This window comes from Nitritalea sp. (assembly GCF_054166705.1).
On sequence record NZ_JBSZCV010000002.1, the window covers coordinates 37,386 to 52,290 of the forward strand.

The 14,905-nt window shown below is 49.6% G+C and carries 13 protein-coding genes and 1 riboswitch; of the genes, 6 read left to right on the top strand and 7 right to left on the bottom strand.

All coding sequences use genetic code 11. From position 1 onward, the window contains the following. Window positions 1–46: 46 nt before the first annotated feature. On the top strand, window positions 47–988 hold the full coding sequence (locus ACXIT9_RS00510) for an AraC family transcriptional regulator (protein WP_458054291.1): 942 nt from the start codon (window positions 47–49) through the stop codon (window positions 986–988). 301 nt (window positions 989–1,289) lie between these two features. Here the strand turns inward: ACXIT9_RS00510 and yidD are convergent, their stop codons facing one another. The 5 genes from yidD to ACXIT9_RS00535 form a co-directional block, all read right to left on the bottom strand. Next, window positions 1,290–1,520, bottom strand: a complete 231-nt coding sequence (gene yidD, locus ACXIT9_RS00515; protein ID WP_458054292.1) for a membrane protein insertion efficiency factor YidD — start codon at window positions 1,518–1,520, stop codon at window positions 1,290–1,292. Continuing rightward, a complete protein-coding gene (locus ACXIT9_RS00520) occupies window positions 1,521–2,477 on the bottom strand; it encodes a CobW family GTP-binding protein (protein WP_458054293.1) in 957 nt (318 codons plus the stop codon). 65 nt (window positions 2,478–2,542) lie between these two features. Continuing rightward, complete coding sequence (locus ACXIT9_RS00525) at window positions 2,543–2,938, bottom strand: acyl-CoA thioesterase (protein WP_458054294.1); 396 nt, start codon at window positions 2,936–2,938, stop codon at window positions 2,543–2,545. Further along, a complete protein-coding gene (locus ACXIT9_RS00530; protein WP_458054295.1) occupies window positions 2,935–3,096 on the bottom strand; it encodes a DUF5522 domain-containing protein in 162 nt (53 codons plus the stop codon). Before ACXIT9_RS00530 ends, ACXIT9_RS00525 begins: the two co-directional genes overlap by 4 nt. Window positions 3,097–3,211: 115 nt before the next feature. Then, a riboswitch (cobalamin riboswitch) is annotated at window positions 3,212–3,397 on the bottom strand. 135 nt (window positions 3,398–3,532) lie between these two features. Further along, a complete protein-coding gene (locus ACXIT9_RS00535) occupies window positions 3,533–6,100 on the bottom strand; it encodes a TonB-dependent receptor domain-containing protein (protein WP_458054296.1) in 2,568 nt (855 codons plus the stop codon). 311 nt (window positions 6,101–6,411) lie between these two features. Here ACXIT9_RS00535 and ACXIT9_RS00540 point away from each other — a divergent pair, with 311 nt between their 5' ends. The 5 genes from ACXIT9_RS00540 to ACXIT9_RS00560 all read left to right on the top strand — a co-directional run bounded on the left by ACXIT9_RS00540 (window position 6,412) and on the right by ACXIT9_RS00560 (window position 10,850). After that, complete coding sequence (locus tag ACXIT9_RS00540; protein ID WP_458054297.1) at window positions 6,412–7,500, top strand: sensor histidine kinase; 1,089 nt, start codon at window positions 6,412–6,414, stop codon at window positions 7,498–7,500. Next, on the top strand, window positions 7,497–8,246 hold the full coding sequence (locus ACXIT9_RS00545; protein WP_458054298.1) for a LytR/AlgR family response regulator transcription factor: 750 nt from the start codon (window positions 7,497–7,499) through the stop codon (window positions 8,244–8,246). Before ACXIT9_RS00540 ends, ACXIT9_RS00545 begins: the two co-directional genes overlap by 4 nt. A gap of 100 nt (window positions 8,247–8,346) precedes the next feature. Then, window positions 8,347–8,823, top strand: a complete 477-nt coding sequence (locus ACXIT9_RS00550; protein WP_458054299.1) for a nucleoside deaminase — start codon at window positions 8,347–8,349, stop codon at window positions 8,821–8,823. A 12-nt stretch (window positions 8,824–8,835) separates the two neighbouring features. Further along, window positions 8,836–9,378, top strand: a complete 543-nt coding sequence (locus ACXIT9_RS00555; protein ID WP_458054300.1) for a hypothetical protein — start codon at window positions 8,836–8,838, stop codon at window positions 9,376–9,378. A gap of 209 nt (window positions 9,379–9,587) precedes the next feature. After that, window positions 9,588–10,850: an FAD-dependent oxidoreductase gene (locus ACXIT9_RS00560; RefSeq protein ID WP_458054301.1), complete on the top strand. Its 1,263-nt coding sequence runs from the start codon at window positions 9,588–9,590 to the stop codon at window positions 10,848–10,850. A 234-nt stretch (window positions 10,851–11,084) separates the two neighbouring features. Here the strand turns inward: ACXIT9_RS00560 and ACXIT9_RS00565 are convergent, their stop codons facing one another. Then, window positions 11,085–13,874, bottom strand: coding sequence for a hypothetical protein (locus tag ACXIT9_RS00565; protein WP_458054302.1), 2,790 nt, complete (start codon window positions 13,872–13,874; stop codon window positions 11,085–11,087). A 165-nt stretch (window positions 13,875–14,039) separates the two neighbouring features. Further along, a complete protein-coding gene (locus tag ACXIT9_RS00570; RefSeq protein WP_458054303.1) occupies window positions 14,040–14,897 on the bottom strand; it encodes a fimbrial biogenesis chaperone in 858 nt (285 codons plus the stop codon). Window positions 14,898–14,905 lie beyond the last annotated feature (8 nt).

Here is a 14,905-nt window from a genome sequence, read left to right on the forward strand (position 1 = left end):
AAACAGTAAAATTATTGGATTATAGAGTTACCCAAAATACCAACTTATGCAGCATGAATTCATCGCCGGCGTCCCCTGGAGAAATGAGCGCGACCTAAAAACGCTCGTAGAAAACCGCACCACTTTCACTTTAAACGACTGTGAATTAAATATATTTGAGACCTATAAAGAAGCGAAAGCGGTCAACTTGGTCTTTGGAGATCTCGTGCTTACCACCATGCTAAAAGGTAAAAAAGTGATGCACCTTTTCGATAAGCCCGGATTCGACTACGTCCCCGGAGAGTCCGTCATCGTCCCACCGAACGAGGTCATGAAAATCGACTTCCCCGAAGCAGCCATCCATAGCCCCACGCAGTGCATCGCCCTGTCGATCTCGAAGGAAATGATCGAAAATACCTTCCATATGCTGAATGAGCGCTACCCCGAAAAAATGATCACCCAAGACTGGGGGCTCGATCTATCGTACTTTCACCTCAGTAACAACCAAGAGCTCAGCGAAATTATCAACCGCTTCATCCGGATCGGCGTTAAAGAACGCTCGAAAGAAAAAGACCTCATCGCTAATCTTGCCCTGAAAGAACTCCTCATCCGCCTGACCCAAACGCAAGCGCGCGATATGCTGGAGAAAACCTATAAAACCCAAAGCAGCTCAAATCGCCTCGCCTTTATCCTTAGCTATATTCGCGATAATATCCGCGAAAAACTGACCGTGGAAGCACTCAGCGAAAAAGCCTGCATGAGCACCGCTCATTTCTCCCGCTGCTTTAAACAGGAACTGGGGCTTAGCCCCAAAGAATTTATCCTGAAAGAACGCCTCAAGCTCGCCAAAAACTTACTGAAACTCGGCCAACACCAAATTCAAGAGGTGGGCTTCATGTCCGGCTTCCAAAATAGTACCTACTTCATCCGTGCCTTTAAACAGGAATTCGGTCAAACTCCGAAGCATTACCAGCTACAGCATACGGCCCGTCTACTCGAAAACGATTGAAAAGCATATGGCCCTTTATTTTTTTTTACAATTAACCACAAGCAGATTAGGTAGTTTGAGCAATTTTGTATAAGTTTAGAAAATTTTGGTAGCGTAAAAAGGACAGAAGTAAAACATTTACCAAAGTTTATATGGCTGAAGTCAGTTACAAATAAACCCACCTCAGGAGTCTTTTACGAAAGACTCCTTTTTTTTGGTTTAAAATTTAACCCGCATTCCCTGATTTGATGTAATTTTCTTAAAAACAGGTTAAGATTTGAACCCGTATTTTTGAGAACCCCTGTTAAAAAATGAATGCCAACTATTTTTTAGCCGGGTTTTTAGGCACGGGATCATGCCCCGAAGTACCCCAGGGATGGCAGCGCCCAATACGCTTCAAGCCCAGCCAGGTGCCACGAAAAGGCCCCCACTCCTCCACCGCCCCCAACATATAATGCGAACAGGTAGGACTATGCCGACAGTTAGGGCCCAAAACAGGAGAGATGAACCACTGATAGATTTTTACAGGAATGATGATGAGATACTTGATCATTTACTCAGCTAAAGCTTGGTCTAACATACGCTGCATCGCCAGGCGTTCTAAACCCTTGCCGATGAATACCAGGGCACTTTGACGCGGAAGCGTCTCCGGCCAAGGGCCCATATCGACGAAGGTCAACTTCTTACCCGTAGACTGCAAAAGCCAGCGATGGGCCTGCCCCTGAATGTCCACAAAGCCCTTCACCCGATACAGCTGCGCATAGCTCACAAAAAGCCGCATGCTCAGCACGGCACTTAGTTTATCCCGATCGAAAGGCTTTCGGAACCCAAAAACCATGCTTTTTAAACCCGGCGTATGGGCCTCCTCCTCCGCTAACGGCTGTTGCAACAAGCGCTCACGGGAAACCTCCTGGCTTAAAAATGTGTCCGGAACCTGCCCGTACCGGGCAAATGTAAAGGAGGCGATCGGATTAATGCGCGCCAGCTGCCGCTGTACCTCCACCAAATAATCCGGATGCACAGCATCGCACTTATTGATGATAATGCCATCAGCAGCCACCAGCTGCCGCCCCGCCTCCACGGTTTCTTCCAGGCGATCCGCGACATTCTCCGCATCCGCCAGTGCGATAATCTTTTCTAAATGAAAGTACTGCAAAACATCCTCCCGCTTGAAAATGGCGCCCACAGTTCCCGGATCCGCCACCCCCGAAGCTTCTATGACCAAGATGTCCGGACGACTTTCCGGCTTGATAAGCTGAGCTAATACTTCGACTAACTCATGATCCAGGCTGCAGCAGATACAACCGTTCGCCAACTCATAGACCTGATTCACAGCCGCACTCACTAAGGCACCATCGATGGAGGTGCTGCCAAACTCATTTTCAATCACCACCACCCGCTTGTCCTCCCAGCGCTGTAAAAGCGTGTTTAAAAAGGTGGTCTTGCCACTACCTAAAAATCCTGTGAGTAAATAGACAGGGATGCGCGGTAAAGAAGTTGCGGAATTCATTTATTGATATTGATTAGATGCAAATTTGTTGCAAAAATAAAGAAAAAACTGTCCCCATCCTATCCTTACAAGACAGAAATCGGCCTGCGCGCTTCATCCACCGCCACGAAGGTGAAATTACCTCGAATCGCTCGCTCCCTTCTTTCCGAATACATTTCTTCCACATAGATGCCGACCTCGATTTCCAAGCTCGTGCGCCCTACGCGGAGCACCTCTCCCACCAGCTCGATGATGGTACCCGCGGGAATGGCATGATTGAAATCAATCTTACCTGTGGAAACGGTTACCACCTTTTTCCTACAGAAACGGGTCGCCGCGATAAAGGCCACCTCGTCCATCAGCTGCAGCGCATTTCCGCCGAAAAGGGTGTCGTAATGATTGGTTGTATTCGGAAAAACCGCCTTGAAAATAGACGTACGAGCCGCTGCTTTGCGCTCTTCTAAAGATTGTGCTTGGTTCATTTGGAGTAGGGACAGTGGCGACAGCCGTTCGTACAACAGTACCCGCGCAGCAGGTGATACTTTTCCGTAAAAACCATGTATGGTCCCTCAAAATAATAATGCTCGCCTTCCTTTAAAGCAGTGCGCGGGGGGAGCTTCGTCCCTTTTGTCTTCGGCATATTCCGTATGGATTTAAGTCTGAAAAACCCAAAACAGGAGACCTCAGGCCAGAGACGACAGTCGTACTTACCCGCTGGCAAGCACAAGCATCCTCCCCGACAAATTCCTCCGATTTTAGGGTGGCACGAACAGGCAGGTCTCCTGGCTCCTTCCACTTTTATGGCCTTCCCACCCCGAACCCGGGACAGTGGCATCTGCATAAAAGCATGACGGAAGTTACAGTTTCGGGGAAAGCTCCGGATTCGCACCGGATTCCCTTTTCATTTTCCGAAAGGAAAAACCTAAACGTGTACACAAAGATACACCTATAAGCCAATAAACCTGCCGCTTGGTTCCGGCACTTTGCCCTTCGGGCAAAAAAAAATCAAAACGAAAAAAACCCCGACAGTGTCGGGGTCTTTTCTCATCACCTAAATAATCAAAAAAAAATACTACTTATCGACCGCCTTCGCCGCCACCGCCCACAGCACCTTCACTGCTGCTGCTTCCGGATTTTAAATCATCATTTGTCACCCCTCGGCGCTTACGACGCGATGGACCCTCCGTGCTCAGCTTCCCGATGCGGTAGGAAAAGTTGACTTTAAAATTCATATTACGCAGACCGACAGTAGAATTCTGCATAATCGTGGGGGTGCGTAGCTCATTACGGATGATAAACTCAGAGGTAAAGAAGTTCTCCGCACCGAAGCCGATACTTCCCCGGCGCTCATTAAACTGTTTGTTCAAGTTCAAACCGTACACTCCGAAGCCGCCGGCAGTCCCCTGCAGCTGCACCTGACGGCCGCGAGCGAAGGTAAACAACTGGATCTGCCAGTCTTTCGGCAAGGTATAATTTCCAAAAAGACGTCCGCTAAAAACCCAGCCCGTGTTCGAAGCAGCGAATAAGGGATCTTCTAAGCCATTATCCAACATGGCGTAGTATCCTTCCACACTTCCGTTTAAGCTAAATTTTCCAGACAGTTGAATGTTACTAAAGATACTCAGACCTACAGCCTGCTCGTTTCCGATATTTTCAAAAGTGGTGAAAATGATATCATCGGCTAATGTGGTCCGCACCGCCTGTATAGACCCCGTCGTGCTGCGGTAGAAAGAAGAGAAATTCAGCGAGCTACCCTTGATAAAGGTGCTGTAGCCCAACTCAAAATTATCGGTCAATTCCGGATCCAGAAGCGGGTTCCCTTGAGAAATTTGCAGCGGATTCGCATCGTCAATATTCGGGTTAAGGAAGTTTAGAGAAGGGCGCTGAATACGGCGGTTGTAGGCGGCCTTAATCATGTTGCCATTTTTTAGCCTACGGCCAATGTTCACCGAAGGCACGAAGGTCCCGTAAGAAGGGATATCTGCCTCTAATTCTGAATTTCGGAAGTCCGCAGAGATCGTTGTGTACTCGTAACGCAAGCCAGCCTTTAAGGTATAGTTGGTTAAAAAGGCCGTCGTGTAGGAAGCATAAGCAGCCGTCACATTTTGGTCGTAGCGCAGCTCATTGTTAAAGTTGATGCCCTCGATAGGCTCGAAAGGACCTTCACCTACCGAGCGGAAGCGCTGGAAGTCCGAAGTCACACGGCGCAAAATATTTTTCGCTCCATATTCTAAAATTTGACCGGACTTTTTGCCCAGCGGGCTCACATAGTCCAGCTGCACGGTAAATTCTTCATTGATACCCGAGTTTTCATTTTTCACGCGGCTGACGATATCTGTGAGTGTACCATTATAGAGTGCCTGCACGAAATCATTTGTTCGGTTATTTCGGCTATAAAGACCGGAAATACTGAACTCCTTCTGCGGTTTTTCGAAGGTTTTCGTGTAATTATAATTCAAGTCGATGTTATTCGACAAGTTATCCGTACGCACATCCTGAACGATGCTGTTTTGCAGCATATCCTCTAAAAAGGTATCTGAGCGCAAGCCATCCTGGAAGCTACGGAAATCCCGCACCCCAAAACTGATGGAGGCCGTCATAAAGTTGTACTTGTCGATGTCATAATCCCATCCCAAATTATACCTCCCGAAAAGTCGGCTGTTGCGCGTGTCTGCTTGCTGCTGGATGGTGGCGGTCTCATTTCCCTCTGCATCGCGCAGCTGCTGCGTATTCTCGAAGCTTCCGAGAATGTTATAGCCGGCGCGCCCGAAGCCCCCCAAGGTCCAGCTCATCTTGCCTCGCTTTAAGCTGGCATTTACCCCTAAATTAGAGCCCCGAAGTCCTGCGCTGGAGTTTACATTTAAAGAGGCCCCCTGCAAATTATTTTTCTTGGTGATAATGTTAATCACCCCGCCGGTACCCTCGGCGTCATATTTGGCCGAAGGCGAGGTAATCACCTCCACCGTTTTTATTTCTTCTGCCGGAATCTGTTTCAGCGCCTCAGCGATATTCGTCGCGACGATAGCCGACTGACGGCCATTAATCAAAACGAGGATATTTCCACTTCCTCGCATGGAAACATTTCCGTCGAGATCCACAGACAGCATCGGCACACGACGCAGCACATCGGTCGCATCCCCTCCGACTGTAGTTTTATCGTTTTCTGCATTAAAAATGGTGCGGTCCACGCGCTCTTCGATCAGGTTACGCTGCCCCTGCACCACGACTTCATCCAGTTTCACAGCATCCTCCTGTAGGGCGAGCACCCCGAGATTTACCTCTGGATTATCCGGCCCCACTAAAATTTCCCCAGAGTTAAAGGTCTCATAGCCCAGCAGGCTTACTTGTACCGTATACGCCCCAGCACGTACCCCGCTGATGATAAATTTACCATCCAGATCAGCCACAGCCCCCGCGATCGACTGTCCGTCTTCCTTGCGGATAAGTGCCGCCGAAGCATAAGGAACACCTTCTCCAGAGCCCCCCTCGGTAATGATCCCGGAAATGGTATAGCTGGCCCGAGAAGCTGCACTGCTCTGCTGACCTGCCCCCTGGGCAAATAATCCCGCAGGCAGGCAAAAGGTTACCATAAAAAAGTAAAAGAAAATCTTTATAAACGAATGATAGTTGGGTCTTTGATTCATAGGAAGTAATTTTCGTCTCGAAGCATTAACACAAAGCTGCGGGATAAGTTGCGCTTAAAAAAATCAAGTAGACTGTTCGCCCTTTTTAGCCGACGAATCCCCCCTTTTTGCAGACTAAATCTGCTGGCCGGCGAAAATGACGTTTAACGTGAAAAATGGCCCATTCTGCCGACAGAAAAGGCCTGCTCAGCGATATTTTATGGTTTTACCGTAGGAAAGTAGTTTATTTGTTTTCGCTCTAAATGAGGATTCGGGCCCAAGGGCCAAAGCAAATTGCTTTGCGCCAGCGCCCCCCTTACGAAAACACAACTATGGAAAGCTCCCTATCCATTCCCACCCAAAAAAGCCGCCTGGTCAGCCTGCTCATCCATGTGCTGGGATGGGCGTCCTTTGGTTTTGTGCTCTTCTTGGTGACACCACTCTCCTGGAAAGTGGACCTACCCGATGCCTTCTGGGGCAAGCAGGCCTTTATCCTCGTGCTCCTGGTGCTGGCCTTCTATTTTAATATGCTGTACCTGGTACCCAAGCTGCTGTTTAGCAAGCACAACTACCTTTTTTTACTGATCATCCTACTGGCAGGAGCTGGCTACTTGGGCCTGCTGCTCATCTACGATGACTGGGTGGACATGCAGCGGCAGATGCATCAGGCCTTTCGCCCCGATGTACCCTACACGCCGAAGCCCAGAAACCTATTTTATTTTCTAAATAACCTATGGATCTTCTTTTTGGCCGTAGGCACCAGCACCGCCGTAGCCGCTGTCCAAAAGTGGCAAAGTGATGAGCGCCAGCGTCGGGCCATGGAACGGGAACGCGTGAACTCAGAGTTGAGCTACCTAAAAGCCCAGATCAATCCACACTTTTTCTTCAACACCCTAAACAATATATATGCCCTGACCAACATAGAGGTAGATCGGGCCAAGCAGGCACTGCTCAAGCTCAGCCGCATGATGCGCTATGTGCTCTACGAAACCCAAAAAGACCTAACGCCCCTGCAAAAAGAGATCGACTTTCTCCATGATTATATCGAGCTTATGCAGCTGCGACTTACCGACAGCGTCAGTGTGGAGATGGACATCGCACCGCTGGATCGCCATGCGACTATCGCTCCGATGCTGCTGCTCCCGCTGGTAGAAAACTGCTTTAAACATGGCATCTCCACGAAGGAGCCCTGCACCATCCATATCAGCTTAGCACTCACCGATCAGTCCCTGACCTTGCGCACCCAAAACCAGATTTTCACAGCCAACAAAGACACCCCCGAGGGGAAGGCCAGTGGCATCGGCATCGCCAACACCCGCCGACGCCTGGAGCTCCTGTACCCCGACCGGTACAAGTTGACCCAAGAAGCGCGCGAGGAGACCAATACCTTTATCGCCACCCTAAGCTTGAAACTCTCATGACCATTACGTGCCTGATTATCGACGACGAACCTTTAGCCATCGGCCTGCTCGAAAGCTTCGTTCGTCAGACCAACTTTTTACGTCTGAAAAAGACCTTTTCGAATGCGGTGGAGGCCCTCACCTTCCTCAATCAGGAGGCTGTGGACTTGGTCTTTTTAGATATTCAGATGCCCGAACTGAGTGGCATGGAACTGGCCCGCCTGCTGGATGCGAAGCCTGCTGGCCAAAAGCCCAAAATCATCTTCACCACAGCGTATAATGAATTCGCGGTGGAAGGCTATAAAGTAGAAGCCATCGACTACTTGCTGAAGCCCTTCAGTTACGAGGAATTTCATCGGGCAGCAGGTAAGGTGTACCAGTATTTCGAGGAGCGAGAGGTGCCCGCTGCGCAGGCCAAAGGTGCCGCTGCAGTTCCTTCTTCCCCAGATTATATCTTTTTAAAGGTAGAGTACCAGGTCATTAAGGTCAACAAGTCCGCCATCACCCATATCGAGGCCTATAAAGACTATGTAAAGGTACATCTAAAAGAAAAATCCGCCCCGATCCTGTCATTAACCAGTATGAAAAACATGGAGGATTTACTCTGCCAGGACAACTTTATGCGGATCCATCGCTCCACGATATTAAACTTAGACCACATAGATGCCGTGTCGAAAAACACCGTGCATGTGGGCGAGCATCGCCTGCCTGTGTCAGACCTCTACAAAGAAGCATTTATGGATTTCCTGACAAAGTGGATGGGCTAATCGAACAAAAAGGATACTTTTCCCGTATTAGTGGTATAGAAATTTTGTAACCTAAACTACAGGTTTTAAACCCTTTTTATCACGAAATTCTGCTTCACACATGGAACAGTCACACGCGTACTTCTTGGAGAAGGCGATCGCTTTATCGAAAACCGGCATGGAAGCTGGTAAAGGAGGGCCCTTCGGTTGTGTTATCGTGAAAGACGGCGAAATCATCGGAGAAGGATCAAACTCGGTCCTAGACCAGCTGGATCCGACGGCCCATGCAGAGGTAGTGGCTATTCGTGCCGCCTGTAAACATCTCCAAAGCTTCCAGCTGGAAGGTTGTACGCTGTACACCTCCTGCGAGCCCTGTCCGATGTGTCTGGGCGCCATTTACTGGGCACGACCCGAAGCGGTGTACTATGCGAATACGAAAGCAGATGCAGCAGCCATCGGGTTCGACGATCAGTTTATCTATGAGGAGCTGGATAAACCTCATGTAAGTCGAAAAATCCCATTTAAGCGTTTAGCTTTGCCGCAGGCAGGAGAAGCCTTCCGCGCCTGGGCAGAAAAAGAAGATAAAAAAGTCTATTAAAAAACTATAACAATGAAAACGACCATTTTAAGTGTAGGAGTATCTGTTTTACTGCTTTTCGCCTGCGGCAAAGAAATGTCGGTAGAAGAGCGTTTTGTGTATGAAGGAAACAAAATAGTCGATGTAGAAACCGGCGATGAGTATGTCATGGTGGATAATGAAGAAGTCTTCGTGGTCACCCATGAGGATGGGTCGAAAGAGGAAATTCCCGTAGATGAAACCCCCTTCTATGAGTCCGTCCTGACAGAGGATTACATCAGTGCCTGGAAAGCAGACCTAGCCAAACAGGAAGAAGCCCTACTGACAGAGAAGAAAAATATGTTGAGAGCCGCACGTGCCGAGCGCTATGCCAGCTACGACGATGATGCGCTGCTGAAGGCCTTCCAGAAAGCCCATAAAGAAGAGGCTGACCTTAGCAGACAGCTAGATCTAATGGGTGAACTGATCGCGCGAGGCGTGGTTTCCGAGGATGAAGCTCCCGAGCTGCTGGAAATCGAAGAGCCTATTTTGGATTTTGATATCGAGCTAGAAGAGCCGGTAGAAGATCCGGTATAAACATGCTTGGAAGCTGTTTAGAAAAAAGTTTTGGCCTGCGGCCAAAGAGTATAAAAAGGATAAGAACAAGTTTCTTATCCTTTTTTTTATATCTCTACATTTAGAACGATTGCACAAAACAAAAAGCGGAAGGTGACCTTTGTCACAGGAAAAGCAAAGGAAAACGGGGATATTTAGGAAATTAAGTACAATAAAATAACCCAGAAACCATGAAGCATGCACAAATTCTCATCATCGGCGGTGGCACAGCCGGCATTACGGTAGCTGCACAGCTCAAACAAAAAGACAAAAATCTCCAGATAGCGATCTTGGAGCCCTCGTCTAAGCACTATTATCAACCTGCATGGACTTTAGTCGGTGCTGGAGCCTTTGACTTTAAAGCCACTGAGCGAGAGACTGCCGCTTATATCCCGAAAGGGGTGACGTGGATACAAGATAAAGCGACGAACATTCTCCCGGAAAAAAATACTGTCACGACCGCCGCTTCCGGTGATCTCACGTATGATTACCTCGTAGTAGCGCCAGGCTTGGTCATGGCGCCTGAGCTCCTTCCAGGACTTTCAGAGGCCCTCGGGAAGGATGTGGTGTGCTCGAATTATACAGACCCCGAGCATTCTTGGGAAGTCATTCGCAAGTTCAAAGGCGGAAATGCTGTCTTCACACAGCCCACTACGCCCATTAAGTGTGGTGGTGCCCCCCAAAAAATCATGTACCTCGCAGAAGAACATTTCCGTAAGGCAGGCATAAGGGAAAAAACGAATGTTGTCTTCGCCACACCGGGCTCGGTGATCTTCGGCGTAAAGGACTTTGCCCGCACCCTAAATAAAATCATTCTGGAGCGCGACATCATCCTGAAAACCTTCTACGCCCCGACGAAAATCGACGGCCCTAATCGAGAGATTTATTTCCGCTATGCGCAGCCGGGGGATAACAACTGTGTGCTGACAGAAGATAACCGCATCGGAGAAAACATCATCGGCGACTCCGAGATCAAGCTTTCTTTCGACATGCTTCACCTGGCACCGCCCCAGCAGGCACCGGACTTTGTGCGCCAGTCTTCCGTGTCCGCACAAGAAGGTCCGAGCAAGGGGTGGATCGATGTAAATATCAATACCCTGCAGCATGCCCGCTATGCGAACATCTTCTCGCTGGGGGATGTGGCCGCTTTGCCTACGGCAAAAACAGGGGCCGCCATCCGGAAACAGGCGCCGGTGGTGGTGGAAAACCTCCTACAGCTTATCCAAACGGAAAAAATGGGTACTGCCAGCTATGAGGGCTACTCCTCCTGTCCACTGGTAACCGGCTATAGCAAGATGGTATTAGCTGAGTTTAAATACGATAATGTGCGGGACTCTGATCCCCTTATCTCGAAATTTGTCGACACGACGAAAGAGCAGTATAGCATGTGGCTGCTTAAAAAATACGGCCTTCCCTTCATGTACTGGAACATGATGCTACGCGGGAAAGCTTAACACATGAATTGATTCTTGTAAACCGGGGAATCCTATTTTCATGAAATAGGATTCCCTCCACCATCTACTAAGAACTTCTGTCCTATATATGACGTTACCCGATACGAAGTCTTTATACGTAAGTCCCGGCACTACAACCAGCCAAAACATCTTTTAACCACACGGCTTGCACGTGAAGACTTTTCCCCGCTAGTTTCTAGCGGGGATTTTTTTTTCCTGCCTACGGCTTCCGTATTAGAATTTAGCTTTGCTCTTATTCATCAGAGCCTCACGCTCAGCGCTTGGGATCAAGAGATGCGCCTCGCGCGCTAGGTTCCAGGCGTTTTCAAAATCCTTACGCGCATAGGCCGCTTCGGCTTCTTCCGTAAGGCGATGCACACGCTGGCGCAGCTCATGGGGATAGCGGGATTCTTCCTCCTTATCGCTAGGCGCCAGCTCCACACGCAGCCCTTCTACGAAATCGCCATCCGCTAAGGCCCGAATCGTAAAAACTGCATTCGAGTTGGCCTCATCGAAAACACGCATCATATACGCGAGCTGCTGCTCGTCAGGTCGTAAGCGATAGGTGCCAGGACGCAGGTTGTAGGTATAAAAAGAGCCATCCGAGAAAGTTTTCAGCGTTTCGGTCAACTCCCAGCGCAGCCCATCTTCTTCATCCATGAGCGCACGCTCTACGCGAAGTCGCATCCCTCCTTTCGGCTTCATTTCCCCTCCTTCCTCATTTAGCAACACGCCTTCGATGACTCCTGTTCGGTAGAGGGGAATATCGATCAGCTGTATATGGTTCGGTGGCGCGATAAAGGCGAATCCATCCTGCTGGGCTGCGAGCGTCGGATCGGCGAAGAACTTTTGATCCAGCGTCACCTGATACTTCCAGTAGCTTTGCAGCTGCGTGACGCGTAAGATTCCATCCTTCCCTAAGGCTGCATTGGCCGATAGATTCAACCGGACGCCTTTAGCAGGCACTACCTCTTCCCCTTCATCGTAGACGCCGTTATCATTTTCATCGATGAACATGCGGAAAGCTGCACCCGAAAGGCCGATTTGTTCTCGGTTGGTAAAATAAGGCTGCCGATTGCTCGGATCATAGGCCACCGATCCGAATACGCTCGTAGAAGTGGACACCTGCTTACCCCGCACAGTACTTTGGTTGATAAACCGCAGGGGCGTAAAATCATAGAAAAAGCTCACCTGCCAGAGGTTGGAACCCGAAGCAACCTGCCGGTCATAATTCAGATTTAGCCGTCCCCGCTTGAAGAGTGTCTGCGACAGTGAGGCGCTTAAATTCAGGGGTACCCTTTCGTCTGCGCTGTAGATAATTTGCCCTCGGAGAAACATGCCGCGTACAAAAACGGGAAAGCCTGGAAGGCGCGGCAGCGTATACGTGAGCGAGGAGTTAATCAAGTGCCGCGCTACCCGGCCACCAGTCTCCACACCCAGCCCGATTCCCCGATAGCCTATACGTCCGATAACCCGTCCCACACGGCTGTTAAAGTCGGCATTAATCCCCGTCACATGATCCCCCATCGGTCGCCAGAAGCGATTGGCACCCAGCCGAATACCCGACTGCTGCTTACCGATTAAAAAAGGATAAAACGTGTTCGCATTGGCTTCCCGGAGGAGCCCGCCTGGATTAAACATAGAAGCTCCATCGTATTCGGTGAACTGTAAGTTGACACTCGCATTCGAAGGATAAAAGACAGATGCAGCGGCCTGATACAGGCGGCCAGGCTGCACGTCCACATTCAATAAATACTGATCGTAAATACGCGCCGAAAATCCAGCGTAGGGGTTCATCTGTTGGCCCAAAGTATCCAAGTTGGCCTCCGTTCCCACGCGAAAGGTTAGGTGATCTCGTACGCCATAAGCCAGCACCGAGCTAAACCCAAGCCGATCCGTAAACGTTAGCGACTGCGGATCCTGAAGAAAGCCACTCTGTACATTATAGGAAAGAAAGCCTTTCGGCAAAAAATTAAATGGGATCTGGATTTGCCGTTCCTCTGTGAAGATCTCCCCTTGTGGCGTAAAAAACCGCAGTAGTACGCGCACGGAACCATAAGTCAGCGGCATATCAAATTTAAAATACCCGTCCTCCTGGGCGCGCTCAAAGGCCAAGAGCTGGCCATTTACGAACAGTTCCACCTCCGAGTCAGGCTCCGTAAAGCCATCGACGAGGTAGGTGCCAAAGTTTAGCCGCGGAATAACTGGATCGTTGGATACCGCCACGCCAAGCACCTGTGCCGCTGTGATGCCCGTAGTGGGAATGACCCCCAGACTGGCCGTAGCGATCTCCACATTGTCATCTGGCCGCATGCCGCCTTCGAATACATAGCGCCAGCGTGCCTGCTGCAGAAAGCCACGCATGCCCTGATCGCCTTGGAATCCGGAAGCGGCCAGAAGAACATCGCCCCCTAAAAGCTCTGCCCCGAACCCCAGTCGCGCAAAGTTCAAAAAACCTTCCGTACTAATGGTCGAGGCCAGTTGATAATCTACCATACCGCCACGAAACAAGTCGCGACGTAGCGGATGGCTAAGGACATAGTCTTCCTTTTGCCGCTGCCCCAGCTGCCCGAGCCTGCGGTCCCGCTCCGCATCGCGTTTCCGCTTTTGCAGCACAGGAAGTGCCCGCTGCGCATTCAGAGAGAGCTGTAAGTTGAGCGGGTTTACTGTGAATACCAACCCAAAATGTTGCTCGAAGCGCGCTGGGTTCAAGTAAAAGTCCGTTTCGCCTAAAAAAACCTCTTCTGCCTCCAGGCGAAAGGTTTGGCCCTCCACCCAGATCGTCTGTCCGACAGGATCTATTCGCCAGGTAGGCTCCCACTGCTCGAATCCCCCTTGAATACCGAAACCTTCCGGCATACGCTCATAAAAGAAGCCCAGCACATTAAATAACTCTCCTACAGGTAAAAGTACCCGATCCCCTTTAAACTGAGCTGAAATGTAATAGCTCCCCACGCCAGGATAGGTGAATACCAGCAGCGTTTCCTCATAGGTGTTCCCTTGGATCCGCTGGGCTTGCGTCAAAGGGATAAAAAACAAGAAAGAAGTAGTGAGGAGTACAAACAAGACGAGTCCAAAAAAACACTTTTTGGACTTATTTACGTAATAAATATTACTATTGCAGTATTTATTGACTAAATACAAGGACGTCTTCTGAAGAAAGAGGAGAAAATTCGCGAGGAATTAAGCTTAACGCAGCTGCACGGGATGCTCGAATACGAGCGGCTGTGCCAGCTGCACGATTTGCTTTCGCTCCATATCCGAACGCTGCGATTCTAGCTGCACCACGACACGGTAGTCGCCTGCCGAATTTAGCGTCAGAGATTCCGGAAGTGGAATATTCACATTTCGAGTACCTGAAAAATAAAGCGCCTGGGTGGATGCAAACTCATGAAGGAGTGCGTCAGATGCATCGCGCAACTGTACCCGCATGGAACCCAAAAACGGAGCGGGGCCTTCCACTTGAAAGGACTGGCGGAGTTTCAAGTTGCGCGCTGCTACATCCAATTCTACGGCTTCATTTTCGAAAGAGAGCTTTATTTCAGGATTTCCACGTTTGTAAAATACAGGAATCACTTGATCGAAACGAAAGGATAGTTGCGTGACGATTTCATCGGCAGCTTGTTCACCTACTTCAGCAGCTTGAGGAACGGAGGACACCTTTACGCGTGTGAAGTAAAGTCCATCACCCGCACTGGCGGGGGGCCTTGCCATCACGCGCACCGTTTGCTGTTGACGAGGAGGGAGAACCAATGCGCGGGGAAATGCCCGCACATTGTTATCCAATGCCAAGACTTGATCAGTAGCCTCTTCGTAGCGCATGCGCATCTCCCCATTTTCATCGTAGTACGGATACCCGAACTGAAAGGAAACGGTTACTTCCATCGGCTCATCTGCCGTATTCGAAAGGAACAAGCTTCCCACACCACTCTGATCTAAAAAAACAGAAGTCGGTGCTATGGAGACTTGAGCCACTAGCGGGAAATGGCTGCAAAGCACAAATCCAACTAGAAAGCATGCGCGAATAAGAAGTTTGCTTACAAGCATTTAAGAAA

Coding starts and splice junctions, on each gene's coding strand:
- ACXIT9_RS00510 (WP_458054291.1), top strand. CDS start 47: ATGCAGCATGAATTCATCGCCGGCGTCCCCTGGAGAAATGAGCGCGAC.
- ACXIT9_RS00550 (WP_458054299.1), top strand. CDS start 8,347: ATGGAACAGTCACACGCGTACTTCTTGGAGAAGGCGATCGCTTTATCG.
- ACXIT9_RS00525 (WP_458054294.1), bottom strand. CDS start 2,938: ATGAACCAAGCACAATCTTTAGAAGAGCGCAAAGCAGCGGCTCGTACG.
- ACXIT9_RS00545 (WP_458054298.1), top strand. CDS start 7,497: ATGACCATTACGTGCCTGATTATCGACGACGAACCTTTAGCCATCGGC.
- ACXIT9_RS00570 (WP_458054303.1), bottom strand. CDS start 14,897: ATGCTTGTAAGCAAACTTCTTATTCGCGCATGCTTTCTAGTTGGATTT.
- ACXIT9_RS00520 (WP_458054293.1), bottom strand. CDS start 2,477: ATGAATTCCGCAACTTCTTTACCGCGCATCCCTGTCTATTTACTCACA.
- ACXIT9_RS00560 (WP_458054301.1), top strand. CDS start 9,588: ATGAAGCATGCACAAATTCTCATCATCGGCGGTGGCACAGCCGGCATT.
- ACXIT9_RS00535 (WP_458054296.1), bottom strand. CDS start 6,100: ATGAATCAAAGACCCAACTATCATTCGTTTATAAAGATTTTCTTTTAC.
- ACXIT9_RS00555 (WP_458054300.1), top strand. CDS start 8,836: ATGAAAACGACCATTTTAAGTGTAGGAGTATCTGTTTTACTGCTTTTC.
- ACXIT9_RS00530 (WP_458054295.1), bottom strand. CDS start 3,096: ATGCCGAAGACAAAAGGGACGAAGCTCCCCCCGCGCACTGCTTTAAAG.
- ACXIT9_RS00540 (WP_458054297.1), top strand. CDS start 6,412: ATGGAAAGCTCCCTATCCATTCCCACCCAAAAAAGCCGCCTGGTCAGC.
- yidD (WP_458054292.1), bottom strand. CDS start 1,520: ATGATCAAGTATCTCATCATCATTCCTGTAAAAATCTATCAGTGGTTC.